This window comes from Escherichia marmotae, assembly GCF_002900365.1.
Lineage (GTDB): Bacteria > Pseudomonadota > Gammaproteobacteria > Enterobacterales > Enterobacteriaceae > Escherichia > Escherichia marmotae.
This window is the reverse complement of the sequence record NZ_CP025979.1, coordinates 1828150-1844055: the sequence shown is the minus strand read 5'-3', so window position 1 is coordinate 1844055 and position 15906 is coordinate 1828150. Positions and strand designations below refer to the sequence as shown.

17 protein-coding genes and 1 pseudogene are annotated in these 15906 nt (G+C 49.9%); 5 read left to right on the top strand and 13 right to left on the bottom strand.

Features of this window, described 5'->3' with window-relative positions; all coding sequences use genetic code 11:
- Position 1: 1 nt before the first annotated feature.
- The 11 genes from uspG to citC form a co-directional block, all read right to left on the bottom strand.
- On the bottom strand, positions 2 to 430 hold the full coding sequence (uspG, locus tag C1192_RS09675; RefSeq protein WP_001515959.1) for a universal stress protein UspG: 429 nt from the start codon (positions 428 to 430) through the stop codon (positions 2 to 4).
- A 123-nt stretch (positions 431 to 553) separates the two neighbouring features.
- Positions 554 to 643, bottom strand: coding sequence for a small membrane protein YldA (gene yldA, locus C1192_RS26090; protein ID WP_353889723.1), 90 nt, complete (start codon positions 641 to 643; stop codon positions 554 to 556).
- Positions 644 to 785: 142 nt separating this feature from the next.
- Positions 786 to 1196 carry a nucleoside diphosphate kinase regulator gene (rnk, locus tag C1192_RS09670; protein ID WP_000089740.1) on the bottom strand — a complete coding sequence of 137 codons (411 nt, stop codon included), beginning with the start codon at positions 1194 to 1196 and terminating at the stop codon, positions 786 to 788.
- A 227-nt stretch (positions 1197 to 1423) separates the two neighbouring features.
- Positions 1424 to 2233, bottom strand: a complete 810-nt coding sequence (rna, locus tag C1192_RS09660; RefSeq protein WP_001515960.1) for a ribonuclease I — start codon at positions 2231 to 2233, stop codon at positions 1424 to 1426.
- A 113-nt stretch (positions 2234 to 2346) separates the two neighbouring features.
- Positions 2347 to 3810: a citrate/succinate antiporter CitT gene (gene citT / locus C1192_RS09655; RefSeq protein ID WP_000050312.1), complete on the bottom strand. Its 1464-nt coding sequence runs from the start codon at positions 3808 to 3810 to the stop codon at positions 2347 to 2349.
- A 50-nt stretch (positions 3811 to 3860) separates the two neighbouring features.
- A complete protein-coding gene (gene citG, locus C1192_RS09650; RefSeq protein WP_000062439.1) occupies positions 3861 to 4739 on the bottom strand; it encodes a triphosphoribosyl-dephospho-CoA synthase CitG in 879 nt (292 codons plus the stop codon).
- Entirely contained in the window at positions 4714 to 5265 is a 552-nt protein-coding gene (citX, locus tag C1192_RS09645; protein WP_038355241.1) for a citrate lyase holo-[acyl-carrier protein] synthase, read from the bottom strand. Before citX ends, citG begins: the two co-directional genes overlap by 26 nt.
- A 3-nt stretch (positions 5266 to 5268) precedes the next feature.
- The gene (citF, locus tag C1192_RS09640) at positions 5269 to 6801 is read right to left on the bottom strand and encodes a citrate lyase subunit alpha (protein WP_038355242.1); all 1533 of its coding nucleotides are present in this window, start codon (positions 6799 to 6801) and stop codon (positions 5269 to 5271) included.
- 10 nt (positions 6802 to 6811) lie between these two features.
- On the bottom strand, positions 6812 to 7720 hold the full coding sequence (gene citE / locus C1192_RS09635) for a citrate (pro-3S)-lyase subunit beta (RefSeq protein WP_000622357.1): 909 nt from the start codon (positions 7718 to 7720) through the stop codon (positions 6812 to 6814).
- Positions 7717 to 8013, bottom strand: coding sequence for a citrate lyase acyl carrier protein (citD, locus tag C1192_RS09630; RefSeq protein ID WP_000700699.1), 297 nt, complete (start codon positions 8011 to 8013; stop codon positions 7717 to 7719). The genes citE and citD overlap by 4 nt, the downstream gene beginning before the upstream one ends.
- A 14-nt stretch (positions 8014 to 8027) precedes the next feature.
- Positions 8028 to 9086 carry a [citrate (pro-3S)-lyase] ligase gene (gene citC / locus C1192_RS09625; protein WP_038355243.1) on the bottom strand — a complete coding sequence of 353 codons (1059 nt, stop codon included), beginning with the start codon at positions 9084 to 9086 and terminating at the stop codon, positions 8028 to 8030.
- A 367-nt stretch (positions 9087 to 9453) separates the two neighbouring features.
- On the opposite strand from citC, the gene dpiB reads away from it, so the two are divergent.
- Complete coding sequence (gene dpiB / locus C1192_RS09615) at positions 9454 to 11112, top strand: sensor histidine kinase DpiB (protein ID WP_038355244.1); 1659 nt, start codon at positions 9454 to 9456, stop codon at positions 11110 to 11112.
- Positions 11081 to 11761 carry a two-component response regulator DpiA gene (gene dpiA, locus C1192_RS09610; protein WP_038355245.1) on the top strand — a complete coding sequence of 227 codons (681 nt, stop codon included), beginning with the start codon at positions 11081 to 11083 and terminating at the stop codon, positions 11759 to 11761. Before dpiB ends, dpiA begins: the two co-directional genes overlap by 32 nt.
- Positions 11762 to 11798: 37 nt before the next feature.
- On the opposite strand, the gene dcuC is transcribed toward dpiA, so the two are convergent.
- Positions 11799 to 13184 (bottom strand): anaerobic C4-dicarboxylate transporter DcuC, encoded by a 1386-nt coding sequence (dcuC, locus tag C1192_RS09605; RefSeq protein WP_038355246.1) that lies wholly within the window; start codon positions 13182 to 13184, stop codon positions 11799 to 11801.
- A 573-nt stretch (positions 13185 to 13757) separates the two neighbouring features.
- On the opposite strand from dcuC, the pseudogene pagP reads away from it, so the two are divergent.
- Both pagP and cspE read left to right on the top strand, forming a co-directional pair.
- A pseudogene (gene pagP / locus C1192_RS09595) lies at positions 13758 to 14188 on the top strand (lipid IV(A) palmitoyltransferase PagP).
- A 174-nt stretch (positions 14189 to 14362) separates the two neighbouring features.
- Entirely contained in the window at positions 14363 to 14572 is a 210-nt protein-coding gene (cspE, locus tag C1192_RS09590; RefSeq protein WP_000034825.1) for a transcription antiterminator/RNA stability regulator CspE, read from the top strand.
- A 52-nt stretch (positions 14573 to 14624) separates the two neighbouring features.
- Here cspE and crcB read toward each other — a convergent pair whose 3' ends face one another.
- Entirely contained in the window at positions 14625 to 15008 is a 384-nt protein-coding gene (gene crcB, locus C1192_RS09585; RefSeq protein WP_000939742.1) for a fluoride efflux transporter CrcB, read from the bottom strand.
- Between the two features lie 92 nt (positions 15009 to 15100).
- Here crcB and C1192_RS09580 point away from each other — a divergent pair, with 92 nt between their 5' ends.
- Positions 15101 to 15889, top strand: coding sequence for a deaminated glutathione amidase (locus C1192_RS09580; RefSeq protein WP_038355247.1), 789 nt, complete (start codon positions 15101 to 15103; stop codon positions 15887 to 15889).
- The last annotated feature ends 17 nt before the right edge of the window (positions 15890 to 15906 follow it).

The following is a 15906-nucleotide window of genomic DNA, read 5'->3' as shown; positions in this document are numbered from 1 at the left end:
GTTAACGAACGACTAATACAGGCAGATGGGCGTGGCGGATCACGCTGGAAGCGTTAGAACCTAACAGATGGGTTGAAATTGATGGATTACGCGAACCGATAACCACAACATCCGCATTCAGTTCTTTGGCTAATTCATTCACCTCATCTCTCACGCTACCAAAACGGACATGTGGTTTGATACGGGAGGGATCAATAGTGAAATGACCCACCATTGTCTGCAGGCGCTCTTCCGCCTCATGTTGCAAATGCTCTTCGAAACGACGCACATCGGCAGCAAAACGGTGCAGACTAAGGCTTGCAGCGCCTGGTAATACATGGAGTAAATGAATTACACCATCATCCTGGGCGAGAAATTCAGCGTGACGAACGGCTTTGTCGCTTAATTCCATTTCAAATACGTCTACTGGCATAATGATTGTTTTGTACATAAGCATTCTCTCCTTGCTGTTGCATGCATACATAACATCATATTATTGATTTTAGATCTGTGATTTGCGACGTTGATTTTATATCTATTAAATATTGATGCTTAAAATGTATTCGTGTTGGCACTACCAGTGTTGCTCAAGGTATAGCACCGCTACAACAATTATTGCTGCGATGAAAATATAAAACGCTGTAATACCAAGAGCTTCACTCATAATGGAGTCCGCAGGTTGATAACCTGTTCAGATTAGAACGTAGCGGGGAAGAGCAAAATGATAAATCTGGTTGATATTTGAGCGGAAAGAGGATGCGGACGCATCCTCTGAGCAAAGCGATTTAACGCTTGTGCAGATGGGATTAAAGCAGGTATTCGCCAGCGGCTTCTGGCTGGTATTCGAGTTCCAGCACTTCAAGGTGGGTGGTAACGCCGCCCGGAAGTTCCCAGTGAATGGTGTCGCCAACGCGCAGCCCCAGCAGTGCGGCTCCAACCGGAGCCATAACGGAAAGCTGAGTATTGCTGTCGGTCATTTTGGCCGGATACACCAGCGTGCGCACACGCACTTCGCCATCGCTAAGATTGCGGAATTTAACCCGGCTGTTCATCGTCACCACATCGTGTGGCATATCTTCTGGCGAACACATTTGGGCGCGATCCAACTCTGCGTTTAACGCGTCAGCGACTGGCAAACCGGCGTAGGCGGGTTGCTCCAGCAGAATATCGATGCGTTCGGCATCCAGGTCGTTAATGATGATAGTTGGTCTGGACATTTTTACTCCATGTCGTCGGTACTGCGAGTGTCGCAGATAAACATACCCAAAAGAAAACCCTCACCGTCAGGCGGCGAGGGTTTAACTCATATGATGATACTGGCTGTTGCTCACACTTTGAAGTGATTTACGTCACATTCAGGGAATTCCTCAATGCAGCGCATTATTGTAGAAATCTTAATCGCCATGTTTCATGAAAAACGCACCACAGCGTTTTGCCTGTCAGATTATTGATAGCCCGCTTTATCAATCACAAAGGCTTTGCCACAGTTACCGGGATGTGGTTGTGGCAAGAATGAGTTTGCGGAAAGCGGTGCGTTGATGGCGTCAGCTTTGAGTGAAATCTGGATTTCAGTCAAATATGCCGGATTACCCTGACACGTTAACTTGACCGCTTTGACGTTCTCTTTCCCCCAGCTTTTGGCGAAGGCGGCGTCAAAGTCATTTCGACTCACGGTTTTACCATAGTTTTCAGCGAGAAATTTTCCAGCGTCGCTTTCTTTGATTTCTTGATTCAGACGCACCATCGTGCCGAAGTAAGCGTCCGGATCGAAACCAAAACAGGCGCCGTGTTTCGCATATTCGTAACGTTCCAGGCAGGAACGCCCACCCGCGCCGGGCATCACTTCACTTAGTTTAGCTGCCGTTTCCAGCGACAACCCCGTTTCCGGTGACGAACACATTCGGCTGGCGCGTGCCTCTGGCAAGTTTGGGATTGGGCGGGTGGCGCAGCCAAAGCGCATCCAGCGGCGTTCATCAACACCGCGTGCCGCAACCGACTTTGGCAACCCAGGCCACAGGCCGTGTACGGTCAAGAAATCAGCTTTGTTGGTCGTTTCGGTTTGCAGACGACATTCATCGCGTTCGTTACGATTGCGATCGTGCTGGCTTTGGCAAAATCCGGTTTGCCAGGAAAGAGCCAGCACATAGCGATCAAAATCGCCGTACTGTTTTGCCTGTAACGCCACGGCGTTAGCTGAAGATAAGGGGAGCAGAGAAGCCGTCAGTAAAGCGGCGTTACGCCAGAATGCTTTCATAATGGGTGTGGGACTCATACATACACTGAATACTATCTATTAAATCATAAAAAAGCCCGCCGGGTGGGCTTACCTGGCGGGCGTGATGATTTATTCAGCGTTTGGCGAACGTATTAGTTCCACATTGCCAGAATTGGCCAGCCAACCAACAGCAACATGGCGATGTAAATGACCCCGAAGATGGCACCCAGACGCCAGTAATCTTTCGATTTCACATAGCCGCAGCCGTAAATAATAACTCCTGGGCCAGTTGCATATGGAGTCAGGCAGCCCATGATACCGATAGACAGAACCAGCAGGATACACAGTTGTTCCATCGGTACGCCCGGAATACCTTTACCGACGGCCAGAATCACCGGCAGCATGGTTGCGGTATGCGCAGACAGGCTGGCAAACAGGTAGTGCGCAAAGTAGAACACCAGAACCAGTACAATCACTGTCGCGTTTGGTGAGAAACCTTCCAGGTGCGTACTCATGGTGTTGGCAAACCAGTCGATAAAGCCAGAACGGGTCAGGCCATTAGCCATGACAACCAGTGTTGCCAGGTTAACCAGCGTGTTCCATGCGCTGTTATAGCGGGTAATGTCTTTCCACGGCACAACGTGCAGCGCCAGCATCAGCGAAACCGCCAGCAGGCCAACAGCAGTGGCGTTAATGACTTCACTACCAAATACCCATAAACCCAAACTAAGCAGAACAAGACCAATCAGCGTCCACTCTCTGCGAGTCAGGCGACCCATTGTTTTCAGTTCGTCACCCGCCCAGGTTGCCACTTCTTCACTATGAGTGACTTCCGGTTTGTACAGTACATAGGAAAGCCACGGCGCAATGATAAGTAAGATAACGCCAACTGGCAGGAAGCAGAGGAACCACTGCAACCAGCTAATCTGGATACCGGCAATTTTGCTGACAAACTCCAGACCCAGCACGTTCGGTGCAGCACCGGTGACAAACATGGAGGAACTCAGACTGGTACTGATGACCATCATCCACATTAAATAACCGCCAATACGACGTGCAGACGGATCGTTCGGGAATGATTTAAACAGTGGCGGCAGGTTTTTAATGACCGGGAAAACGGTCCCACCTGTACGTGCGGTGTTAGACGGTGTAAATGGTGCCAGCAGAATATCGATGATGACAATCGCATAACCCAACGTCAGTGTGCGTTTCCCCATGAATTTCACCAGGAAAAGGGCGATACGACGACCTAATCCGGAAACTTCATACCCTAATGCAAAGATAAATGCGCCAAATACCAACCAGACAGTGGTACTGGAAAAACCAGCCAGTCCCCATTTCAGCGCCTGTTTTTGGGCATTAAAAGCGGGGTTAGCTAATTCTTTGGCGTCAAAGAGCAGATAATTACTGCCAATAACACAAATAGTTACTGCAATAAAACTGATTGCTGTTGCCGGAATTGGCTCGAGGATCATACCGACAATCATTGCCACAAACACGGCGAAGTAATGCCATGCCTGCGGCGGCATACCGTCGGGTACAGGGATAAGAAACATGACGCCCATCACCACCAGTGGGGCCAATAATTTCCATATCTTATCTTTTGCTAAAGACATACGGGTTCTCCGAAAATTAATATTTCCAAATTTATCAAGTGTTTAAATTTTTAAATCTGTGCTAAAAACCAGGTAAGAATCAGCAGGTCGGCGCTGCCGCCTGGGCTGAGATTTCGTTCGATACACTCCCTGTCGAACTGCCGGAGATAATCGAGATCGGCGGGGGTTCGGATGCCCCCTTTTTGCAATAGTGTTTGCGCCTGGCGTTGTAGCCAGCGCAGCCCCCCTTCGCCACCGCGTGATGCAACGTTGGTATCGCCGTTCATCGCCATCAGCAGCAGTAAGGTATCGAGCAATGCCAGTTCAGGATCTAACCCCTGATCCAGCAGAGTGAGGTAGTGCGGCAGGGCGTGGTTGATCACCAGCGGATAACCCGCTTCGGCTTCGCCGCGCGCGCCGGTTAGGCCAAGTTGTTGATACAACCGTTGACCTGCCGTCAGTTGTTGATTATTGGTACGTAGTTCGCGATCGGTCAGACCGCGGCAGAAACTTGCCGCCGTCGCACAAACGGTTTTGGGCGTTACCGGCTGGTTGAGCTGATGCAAACGACCAATCGCCGCACACAGTAGCCCTAAAGAAAAAATGCTGCCTTTATGGGTGTTTACGCCCGCAGTGGCGCGGAACATATCGCCTTCGCAGGCCATACCAATTGGGCGTAATCCGTTGAGTACCGCTTCCGGTGCCATTTCTGCGCTACAGGCACCAAATTCAATGAAACGCGGTAACCAGCCCTGAATTGCCAGTGCGCTACGGTGGAAATCTTCCAGCGCCATATCTTTGTGCGCACCGCAGTTAATGCGATCCACCAGGCCAGGTTTTGGTGACAGATTGACTTCAGTCAGCATGGCGCGCCAGCCCAGCAGGGCGTAGTCATCGATTAATGACGCAGCAAGCTTTGTGGTTTTAGTTGACGTTGCAGGCATCGACATCGTTCAGCAGCGCCTCCATGCGGTTGAGTAAATCGGTCAGTTGATGGGTTTTCCCACGCGCGCAAACAGCCGCGCTTTGTTCGCACAACAGGCAGCGGCGAGGCGGTAGTGAATAATTGCGGCGGGAGAGAATTTCGCCTTCGGGCGTCAGCACATCGATATCCCACAAACGCCTGAGAGGATGACTATGCTCAAGCTCAATGGTCGCGAGCTTGAGGTCGCGAGCCGGGGCGGCAATGCTCAACATGCCCTCCGGCCCGCTGGCAGAAACCAGTGCAGCCTGCTCCTGAATTTGCCAGCCCTGTTTTGCGGCTAAGGCATGCAGGGCAGTTACGCCATGATTAAAAATACGGCGTGTGACCTCGCTGTCTTTAATCGGCCCAGGCGCAACCACGGTAAAGGAGACCAGTGGAACAGGATGGCGCTTGAGCCAGGCGTGTTGCCGTGCTTGCCTTTCATCCCGGCTGATGAGCAACTCGGGAATCGAAACCGCATGGTGGCTGGCGAGTTCAGGGAGCAGGTGCATGGCTTATTCCTTCACCTGATGTACAACATCAATCACCGAGCCATCGCGGTAACGCACGACGGCAACGACGCGGTCGGTGAATTCAATCGGCTGTGGTTCACCGGTCAGCAGACGCGCACGTTCACGCAGCCACTCAATGGAAACCACTTTAATTCCCGCTTCCTGCAGACGTTCTGCCAGTTCCGGACGTGCCGGGTTAACAGCGATACCGAGGTCGGTGACCAGAATATCGACGCTGGAGCCAGGGGTAATGCAGGTCAGCACGTTATCCACCAGAGTTGGAATACGACCGCGAACCAGTGGCGCGACGATGATGGAAAGCGCAGAGGCAATTGCGGTATCGCAGTGACCGCCGGAAGCACCGCGCAGTACGCCGTCAGAACCAGTCAGCACGTTAACGTTGAACTGGGTGTCAATTTCCAGCGCGCTCAGTACCACTACATCGAGACGATCAACTGATGCACCTTTAGAACCCCAGTTGGCATACTGGTTGGCGCTGATTTCGATGTGATTCGGGTTACGGGCCAGTGATTGTGCGGCGTGGCTGTCAAAGCTCTGTACGTCCAACAGTTTGCGGATCAGACCTTTTTCATGCAGATCAACCATCGTGGCGGTGATGCCGCCGAGGGCGAAATCGGCGCGAATGTCACGGCTACGCATTTTGTCTTCCAGGAAACGCGTTACCGCCAGCGATGCGCCGCCGGTGCCGGTTTGCATGGAGAAACCTTCTTTGAAGTAGCCGGAGTTGACAATCACGTCCGCGGCGCTGCGGGCAATCAGCAGTTCGCGCGGGTTCGTGGTCATACGGGTCGCGCCAGCGCCGATTTTCGCGGCATCACCAACACGATCAACTTTGACGATCAGATCAACCTGATCCTGTTCAATGCTTGCCGGGTTATGCGGATAAGGCAGCAGCTCTTCGGTGAGCATCACGACCTGTTTTGCATTGTCGGCATCGACCATCGCATAGCCGAGGGAGCCGCAGCAGGCTTTGCCAGTGTAGCCGTTGGCATTACCGAACTCATCACAGGATGGGACGCCGAGGAAGGCCACATCGATGTTCAGTTCACCGCTCTGCACCAAATGCACACGACCGCCGTGGGAGTGGATTTGCACTGGTTCAGCCAGCAGACCACGGGAGATTTCTTCTGCCAGTGGGCCGCGCAGACCGGAAGTATAAATACGGGTTACCACGCCCTGACGAATATGTTCTACCAGTGGCGCGTGGCAATCACTCAGGGAACTGGATGCCAGGGTCAGGTTTTTAAAGCCCATTTTCGCGATGACGTCCATCACCATGTTGACGGTCAGGTCACCACCGCGGAAAGCGTGGTGGAAAGAGACGGTCATGCCATCTTGCAAACCAGAACGACGAATCGCTTCTTCCAGGTTGGCGCACAGTTTGCGATCGCGCGCTTTTTCTGCCTGATAAGTTTGTTTCGGTGAGTTCTGGAAAGCGGCAAGATCGCATTCAGCGTGACGATTCCAGGCCGCTACCCGTTCTTGTCGTTGAGATTGTTCAATTTTATGCGTCATTTTGATTGCCTTATTCTTCGCGGATGCCGGAAAGTTCTGCGCGGGAGAGCACCAGACGGGCGCGATCGATAACCGGACCGTCAACCATCTTGCCGTTCAGAGAAACCACACCGAGGCCTTCGCGAGCAGCGGCTTCAGCGGCTTCTACGACGCGGCGTGCGTGATCCACTTCTTTCTGGGTTGGTGCGTAGAGGTTGTGCAGCAGATCAATCTGACGCGGGTTGATCAGCGATTTGCCATCAAAGCCCAGTTGCTTGATGTGGGCAGCTTCTTGCAGGAATCCGGCTTCGTTGTTGGCGTCGGAATAGACGGTGTCAAACGCCTGAATACCGGCAGAGCGCGCGGCCTGCAAAATGGAGCAGCGAGCAAACAACAGCTCAGTTCCTTCCGGGGAGCGTTCTGTACGCAGGTTGCGCACATAGTCCTCTGCGCCCAGCGCGATACCGATTAAGCGCTCGGAAGCGTGAGCGATTTCTACCGCGCGGGTAATGCCCAGCGGAGATTCAATCGCTGCCAGCAGACCGGTACTACCCGGTTCACGACCGCAGGCTTTTTCAATGCGCAGGATTTCTTTCTCGATATCCAGAACGTCCTGAGCGGTATCGGTTTTCGGCAGACGTACAACGTCTGCGCCGCCGCGAACGACAGCTTCCAGGTCGTTAACGCCCCATTCAGAATCCAGCGCGTTAACACGCACGATGGTTTCGATATCGCGATACAGTGGGTGTTGCAGCGCGTGGTAGACCATGCGGCGAGCGGTGTCTTTTTCGCGCAGTGCCACGGAGTCTTCGAGATCGAACATCAGGGCATCAGCCGGGTAGATGAAAGAGTTGCTGACCATCGCGGCATTAGCGCCAGGTACGAACAACATGCTGCGGCGGGTGCGGGTTTTACGTTGTTGCAACGAAGCGGAAATCATTGGCAATCCTCCCATGGCAGAGCCGGGATACCGCTGGCGCGCGCCAGCAGAGCTTCCAGTCGTGCACGTAAAATGCAGTCCAGTGCGCCTTTGTCATCGACATTTAGCTGTACGCCGCGCACGTTATAGCGGGCAAGAACGTCCAGAATGGTGCTACGAATTGCATCGCCAAACTGTTTCTCAACGCTGCTGTTGATTTGCAGGTCGATATCCTGCGTATCGAGTGGGGCGATGCGTATCATCACATCCCCAGACTCTAGGGTGCCTGCAACGGCGGGCTGGTTTATTTTCATTTTTCACCTGTTTTTTATGCGGGGGTCTTTTGACGAACTGCCGCGTCGTGGCGGGAGTGTTCAAGCAGATTCTGCAAGTAATGCAGCGTGGCTGTCGGGACCAGCGGCGCGATAGCCGTGAGATCGTTTTTCACCAGTAGTTGGCGCACCCGTGAAGCGGATATCGGCATCTCCTGGTAACGCAGTCGCTCAATTTCAACCAGTTCGATGGGCGGTGCTGAGATAGTCGGTGTTTCCAGCCAGTAGCGCATATCCTGGTTGTACTGGGTGGTCACGCGACAATACGGTTCAGTACCGACAAAGCGGTGAGTTACGCCAAGCGCAGGAGCGAGGTACTGACGGAAAATCTTCAGATCAATTTCGGTGTAACAATGGTTAATGACGCTCTGTTCTTTAATGAAGTAGCAAGGGAACGTGGCGCGGGAAATGATGTACTCGGAACCGCGATGCACTGTCAGGCGCGGAATATCAGCGGTGCCTTTCAACACCAAATCCAGCCGGTCTTCATAGGGAAAGCGCGAAGAATCTTCTTTGACTAAAAATAGATGCAGCCAGTCGCACTGTGCTGCGGCTTGTTGAATCAGATAACGGTGGCCGTTAGTAAAGGGATTGGCGTTCATCACTATGCAGCCAATCTTCTTCCCTTCATGACGAAATTTTTTCAGCGATTCAGCATAGCGTTTCAGCCGCGTGGCACTGTTTTCCATCAGTACCATCATGCCTGGTACGCTGGTCAGCGTGGAGAAACCGCACTGGCGGAACAGCGCTTCGTATTCGGTTTTGGTATAAATAAACAGATGTGTGCAGTGCCGTTCATAGGCTAGGTTTATTAGTTCGGTGGCTAATGTCAGCGCCAGTCCTTCACCGCGAACAGATTCACTGATAGCCACGCACTTAATAATATTTCCGGCAATTCCACCGCAAGCGATAAGTTTTTCATTGCGGGTTACGGTAATAAATACTTCGACTGTTGTGTCAACGCTCAAATCATTTTCATGTAGAAATTGCGCGATTTCCGCCATTTTTTTATTTTCTGAACGTTTTACCCGGGTGAAAATATCATTGCCGAACATAATAAGTCGTATCCTGAAGGTATGTGTTGTTATCAATTTGCAATGAATGTTGCAAGTTGGTAATCATTTATTTTCAGTTGGGAGAAAGGGCTGCGAGTGAGGTATATCTGTTTCTCCTTTTGCTATACATCCTAAGGAGTATTGCAGTGAGAAATTTTGATTTATTTCACATAGAGTTAGTGGTTTTTTATTTATTTAATGGTTTTAAGTTTTTTAATTAATGTAATTGCGAATTGGCGCGTGGTTTTAAGTTGTTTAATTGATTTAATGAATGAATTTTGCCACGATTATATTTTATTTTTATCTGTCAAGATTCAACATTTTAATTACATTCACCAAAAACAGGGTTTACCCCGCAAGGAAAACAATGTTGCAGTTTAATGAGAATAAACAGTTTGCTTTTTTCCAACGACTGGCATTTCCGCTGCGTATCTTCCTGCTGATTCTGGTGTTCTCAATATTTGTCATCGCAGCACTGGCGCAATATTTTACGGCCAGTTTCGAGGACTATTTAACGCTCCATGTGCGTGACATGGCAATGAATCAGGCAAAAATTATTGCCTCCAATGACAGCATCATCACGGCGGTTAAAACGCGTGACTACAAACGACTGGCGACCATTGCCAACAAGTTACAAAGAGATACTGATTTCGATTATGTGGTGATTGGCGACCGCGACTCGATCCGCCTTTACCATCCTAATCCGGAGAAAATTGGTCATCCTATGCAATTCACCAAACCCGGCGCACTGGAGAAAGGAGAGAGTTACTTCATTACGGGTAAAGGGTCGATAGGTATGGCGATGCGCGCCAAAACACCGATCTTTGATGATGATGACAACGTCATCGGCGTGGTGTCGGTGGGTTATCTGGTCAGTAAAATCGATAGCTGGCGCGCCGAATTTTTATTACCGATGGCAGGCGTGTTTGTCGTGCTGTTGGGCATTCTGATGCTGTTATCGTGGTTCTTAGCCGCGCATATTCGCCGCCAGATGATGGGGATGGAACCGAAGCAAATTGCGCGCGTGGTTCGTCAGCAAGAGGCGCTATTTAGTTCTGTTTATGAAGGACTGATTGCGGTGGATCCACACGGTTACATTACCGCCATCAACCGTAACGCAAGAAAGATGCTGGGGCTGAGTTCTCCCGGACGGCAGTGGCTGGGCAGACCCATTGCTGAAGTGGTCAGGCCCGCCGATTTCTTCATCGAGCAGATTGATGAAAAACGCCAGGATGTGGTGACAAATTTTAACGGCCTGAGCGTCATTGCTAATCGGGAAGCTATTCGTTCTGGTGATGATTTGCTGGGGGCAATAATCAGCTTTCGTAGTAAAGACGAAATTTCCACCCTTAATGCGCAACTGACGCAAATTAAACAATACGTCGAAAGCCTGCGCACATTGCGTCATGAACATCTCAATTGGATGTCTACGCTCAATGGTCTGTTGCAAATGAAAGAGTATGATCGCGTGCTGGCGATGGTTCAGGGAGAGTCTCAGGCTCAGCAACAGCTTATTGACAGCCTGCGCGAGGCATTTGTCGATCGCCAGGTGGCGGGGTTGCTGTTTGGTAAAGTGCAGCGCGCTCGTGAACTGGGGCTAAAAATGACAATCGTCCCCGGCAGCCAGCTTTCCCAACTGCCGCCAGGGCTGGACAGCACTGAGTTTGCGGCGATTGTGGGCAACTTACTCGACAATGCCTTCGAAGCCAGTCTGCGCAACGATAAAGGGAATAAGATCGTCGAATTATATCTGAGCGACGAAGGCGATTATGTGGTGATTGAAGTGGCCGATCAGGGTTGCGGCGTCCCAGAGTCTCTGCGCGACAAAATATTTGAGCAGGGCGTCAGTACGCGTGCTGATGAACCCGGTGAGCATGGCATTGGGTTGTATCTTATTGCCAGCTATGTAACGCGCTGCGGGGGAGTTATCACTCTCGAAGATAATGATCCCTGCGGTACTTTATTTTCAATCTATATTCCGAAAGTGAAACCTAATGACAGCTCCATTAACTCTATTGATCGTTGAGGACGAGACGCCGCTGGCAGAGATGCATGCGGAATATATTCGTCACATCCCTGGATTCAGTCAGATATTGCTGGCGGGAAACCTGGCGCAGGCCCGAATGATGATCGAGCGTTTTAAGCCGGGGCTTATCTTGCTGGATAACTATCTCCCTGACGGTAGAGGTATTAATTTGCTGCATGAGCTGGTGCAGGCGCATTATCCCGGCGATGTGGTGTTTACTACTGCTGCCAGCGATATGGAAACGGTGTCTGAAGCAGTACGCTGCGGTGTGTTTGATTATCTGATCAAGCCAATTGCTTATGAGCGTCTGGGGCAGACATTGACCCGCTTTCGCCAGCGTAAATATATGCTGGAAAGTATTGATAGTGCCAGTCAAAAGCAAATTGATGAGATGTTTAATGCTTATGCTCGCGGGGAACCGAAGGACGATCTTCCGACCGGTATTGATGCGTTGACACTGAATGCAGTGCGGAAACTTTTCAAAGAGCCGGATGTGCAACATACGGCGGAGACGGTAGCACAGGCATTGACCATCAGCCGCACTACCGCCAGACGTTATCTCGAATATTGTGCCAGCCGCCATCTGGTTATTGCCGAGATTGTTCACGGCAAAGTCGGCAGACCGCAGCGTATTTACCACAGTGGGTGAAGAGAGTGCCGGAGGAAGCACGCCTCCGGCCAGAGAATTACTTACCAGTAACGGCGGCGGTTGTACCGGGGACCATCAACTCCGTGGCCACGATGACAATTACCAGCCCAACAAGCACCGGCACCGAGGTGCGTTTTACCACTTCAAAAGGTGAAATTTTCGCCATTCCGGCAACCGCAACCACCACGCCAGAGACTGGCGAAAGTGTACGACCCAGGTTTGATGCTTGTAGCATCGGAATTGTCAGGTATGCCGGGTTAATTCCGGAAGAGTGCGCCAGTTTCGGGATCATCTCAACGAATGCATAGAACGGCGCATTGCCGGAACCAGTAGTCACCGCCGCCAGCATCGTCAGGATAACCAGCACCAGCATGAGGATAATGCTCGCTGAACCGAATGAGGTAGCGATTGAGATCAGGCTCTGGATAAAGCCAATGGTGCTAAGGCCCTGGGCAAAAACACCGGCGGCAACTAATAGCATTACCACGTTAGCGAAGGCATCAGCCATGCCACGATAAGCCACTTCCAGGCCAGAAAAGACTTTTTGCGTATTAAAGCTGCGAATAAATTCCAGAATGGAGGCAATTAGCATACATATCACCAGAATGGTGATGATGTGCAATTGCGGCCCCCATTTGCCGTCAAAAAACAGCACGCCAATGATTGGGGTGAACGGCAGAATGGCGTAAAACGCAGGAGCGGTGGTCGTGATTTCGCTGACATCTAACATTTCATGGGAAATGTGCTCTTTGTTGTCCAGATAGCGCTGCCAGAAAAAGTGGGCAATCGCCATGCCGATAATTGCAGCAATTGAGATTGGCAGTGTCGTTTTGAAGGCGAAGTCAATTAACGGCATTTCGGAAGCCTGCGCCGCCAGTACCACATCACCTGAAGTCGGCGCGAGAATAATCGCCGCAGGTGAGGCACAAATGGCAGCCGCCGCGCCGCGACTGATACCAACGTTCACCATGACCGGGAACAGCGTTGCCATCAGTAAAACGCCCAGGCCGGTTGCGGAGGAAACTGCCAGTGACATCAGACAGGCAACAAAATAGGCGGCAATCATCAGCAGGTAAGGGGAGTTAATGTACTGCAATGGTTTTGACGCCAGTTTGACGACCATATCGTTTGCGCCGATATGGGGCATGTAAGCGGCAAAGCCACACAGCATCATGATCATCATGCCGAGGTCGCCACCGCGACTCATCAGTAATATTTTAATGTATTCAACGATATCCGTGGCGCTGTAGCCCGTTGAAGTCTGGCTGGATGGTAAAACTTTGTGCCCCATAATGGCACTGATTATCAGTAATAACAGACCGCCTGCAAATAACACCCCGGTGGCGGAATACCCTTTAATGATGTAGCGAGCTACACCCACAATAACTACAACTCCAATAAGGAGCTCAATAACTGTCAGCATAATTTTTCCTGTTTCCAGACTCCAAGATAAATAATAACAAATTCCTAAAACTAGTGAAAAATATGCCGAACAAATGGGTGGTGAATGCTGATTAAAATCAAGAAAAGCGACCATTAATACATTGATGTTGTTGTTTTTTATACATGAATAACAAAATGAATTTTTATAGTTGGTAATTACCAGTGTGACAATGTGTATTAATTGATAACTTAATGATGTGATTTTGTTAAATTATTCGATAATGGTTTCTTTACTTGTTTGAAAAATATGCGCTCATGTGTGCGCGCTGGTAGTGTTAGTGATGTTTATTTGTTAGCTTGTCATTGCATCTGATTAAAAAGCAAGAGGTTTTTTCTTTTGTTTATTGCTGTCTATGTCGGGGAAGATTTTTTTTGCTTAAGTTGTCATTTGGAAGGAAATATTGCTTAAGTCTCCAGAATAATTTGGTGATATTTATTTGTGTAAGCCTATAAAATATTAATGGTATTCTTTATGTAGGTGTTAATACGGTTATGTTCATTTTAGTCCAGCTATGCTGGAAGTGAATTTTTGATAAATATTTTATAGTCACTAATGGATATAAGTGAATGTATTACCGTAATTCCCTTTGTTTTTATTAAGTTAATCAGCGTGATGAAATTTCTGTCTGTACAGAACAATGGATTACGGCATTTAGAGAGAATGTCGCAGCAACCTGACGGCAGCCAGAACATATGATTTGTATATTCCTGCCATCACCAGGCATGCACGTTTCGCTTACGATAAAGAAAAAGCTGATCGCTATAACTAAAAACGTGGGGCGGCGGTTTCGGTTAGTCGCGTTGGGATGAGGAAGGCAACTGGCACGGTTTGTACGTGATGACATTTGAGGATTCGTGGAATAAATGGGAGCCTGTTGCTGGATAGGGCCGTGAAAGCCGCTGGCTATCTTTCAGATGACTTACATCCCTGGTATCTACAACAATGGCAATGTTTACTTTGCCTGGATGCGGTTTCAGTTTTAGACAAGCTGCGGTTTTATAAAAGCCTTAAAAAACATAATGTAAGGCAAGGAGCATCAAAAATAACGCGACTTTTATCACTTTTTAGCAAAGTTGCACTGGACAAAGCGTACCACAATTGGTGTACTGGTAACCGACACAGCATTTGTGTCTATTTTTCATGTAAAGGTAATTTTGATGTCTAAGATTAAAGGTAACGTTAAGTGGTTTAATGAGTCCAAAGGATTCGGTTTCATTACTCCGGAAGACGGCAGCAAAGACGTGTTTGTACACTTCTCTGCAATCCAGACTAATGGTTTTAAAACTCTTGCTGAAGGTCAGCGCGTAGAGTTCGAAATCACTAACGGTGCCAAAGGCCCTTCTGCTGCAAACGTAATCGCTCTGTAAGATACGTCAGCAAGAATTCAAAACCCGCTTAATCAGCGGGTTTTTTTTGCCTTTAATGTGCTGTTGACGCCGAAAAAAGCCAGAAAGCCAGCGCGGTCATGGCAAATGAACCTGACAGGTTAACGAAGACGTTCAGTAACGCCCAGCCAAAGCGTCCTTCTTGCAACAAAAATACCACTTCTGCTGAAAATGTAGAGAAAGTCGTCAGCCCGCCACAAAACCCGGTAGTGATTAGCACTTTCCACACGGGATCAATGTTCGTCATCCGGCTAAACCAGGCAAATCCCATTCCAATGATGAATGCCCCAATCAGGTTTGCTGCCAGCGTCCCCAACGGAATAGCCTGATGCAGCGGGTTAAACCGCATACTTAACAGCCATCTCGCCACGCTTCCCGTACCACCGCCAATAAAAACTGCTAAAAGGAGTTGTAACACTGCAAAATCCTGCTATTTGATTTGTATGAGTGATAAGTGTAACGCCGAATAATCGTCGTTGGCGAATTTTACGACTCTGACAGGAGGTAGTAATGCTGGTTGCCGCAGGACAGTTTGCTGTTACATCGGTATGGGAAAAGAACGCTGAAATTTGCGCCTCGTTGATGGCGCAGGCGGCGGAAAGCGATGTCTCTTTGTTTGTCCTGCCGGAAGCCCTGCTGGCACGAGACGATCATGATCCCGATCTGTCTGTTAAATCAGCACAGTTGCTGGAAGGTGAATTTCTCGAACGTTTACTGCGAGAAAGTAAACGTAACATGATGACGACGATTCTGACGATTCATGTTCCTTCAACGCCGGGGCGCGCGTGGAATATGCTGGTGGCCCTCCAGGCGGGAAAAATCATCGCACGTTATGCCAAACTGCATCTTTATGATGCGTTCTCCATTCAGGAATCGCGTCACGTGGATGCCGGGGATATGGTTGCTCCACTGCTGGACGTGGAGGGGATGAAAGTCGGTCTGATGACTTGCTATGATTTGCGTTTCCCGGAGCTGGCGTTGGCACAGGCTTTACAGGGAGCAGAAATCCTTGTACTTCCCGCTGCCTGGGTTCGCGGACCGCTGAAAGAGCATCACTGGTCAACCTTACTCACCGCTCGTGCTCTGGATACCACCTGTTATATGGTGGCGGCGGGGGAGTGTGGTAACAAAAACATCGGGCAAAGCCGTATCATTGATCCTTTTGGTGTCACTATTGCCGCAGCGGCTGAAATGCCTGCACTCATTATGGCGGAAGTGACGCCCGAACGTGTGCGTCAGGTGCGCGCGCAACTCCCCGTCTTAAACAACCGACGGTTTGCGCCACCGCAATTATTATGATGTTTTTTTACTCGGTG

What these genes read in the sequence shown, in the direction of transcription:
- cspE (WP_000034825.1), top strand. Translation starts at nt 14,363, where the DNA reads ATGTCTAAGATTAAAGGTAACGTTAAGTGGTTTAATGAGTCCAAAGGA.
- citF (WP_038355242.1), bottom strand. Translation starts at nt 6,801, where the DNA reads ATGACGCATAAAATTGAACAATCTCAACGACAAGAACGGGTAGCGGCC.
- dcuC (WP_038355246.1), bottom strand. Translation starts at nt 13,184, where the DNA reads ATGCTGACAGTTATTGAGCTCCTTATTGGAGTTGTAGTTATTGTGGGT.
- citG (WP_000062439.1), bottom strand. Translation starts at nt 4,739, where the DNA reads ATGTCGATGCCTGCAACGTCAACTAAAACCACAAAGCTTGCTGCGTCA.
- citD (WP_000700699.1), bottom strand. Translation starts at nt 8,013, where the DNA reads ATGAAAATAAACCAGCCCGCCGTTGCAGGCACCCTAGAGTCTGGGGAT.
- dpiB (WP_038355244.1), top strand. Translation starts at nt 9,454, where the DNA reads ATGTTGCAGTTTAATGAGAATAAACAGTTTGCTTTTTTCCAACGACTG.
- citC (WP_038355243.1), bottom strand. Translation starts at nt 9,086, where the DNA reads ATGTTCGGCAATGATATTTTCACCCGGGTAAAACGTTCAGAAAATAAA.
- citE (WP_000622357.1), bottom strand. Translation starts at nt 7,720, where the DNA reads ATGATTTCCGCTTCGTTGCAACAACGTAAAACCCGCACCCGCCGCAGC.
- rna (WP_001515960.1), bottom strand. Translation starts at nt 2,233, where the DNA reads ATGAAAGCATTCTGGCGTAACGCCGCTTTACTGACGGCTTCTCTGCTC.
- C1192_RS09580 (WP_038355247.1), top strand. Translation starts at nt 15,101, where the DNA reads ATGCTGGTTGCCGCAGGACAGTTTGCTGTTACATCGGTATGGGAAAAG.
- yldA (WP_353889723.1), bottom strand. Translation starts at nt 643, where the DNA reads ATGAGTGAAGCTCTTGGTATTACAGCGTTTTATATTTTCATCGCAGCA.
- citT (WP_000050312.1), bottom strand. Translation starts at nt 3,810, where the DNA reads ATGTCTTTAGCAAAAGATAAGATATGGAAATTATTGGCCCCACTGGTG.
- rnk (WP_000089740.1), bottom strand. Translation starts at nt 1,196, where the DNA reads ATGTCCAGACCAACTATCATCATTAACGACCTGGATGCCGAACGCATC.
- citX (WP_038355241.1), bottom strand. Translation starts at nt 5,265, where the DNA reads ATGCACCTGCTCCCTGAACTCGCCAGCCACCATGCGGTTTCGATTCCC.
- dpiA (WP_038355245.1), top strand. Translation starts at nt 11,081, where the DNA reads ATGACAGCTCCATTAACTCTATTGATCGTTGAGGACGAGACGCCGCTG.
- uspG (WP_001515959.1), bottom strand. Translation starts at nt 430, where the DNA reads ATGTACAAAACAATCATTATGCCAGTAGACGTATTTGAAATGGAATTA.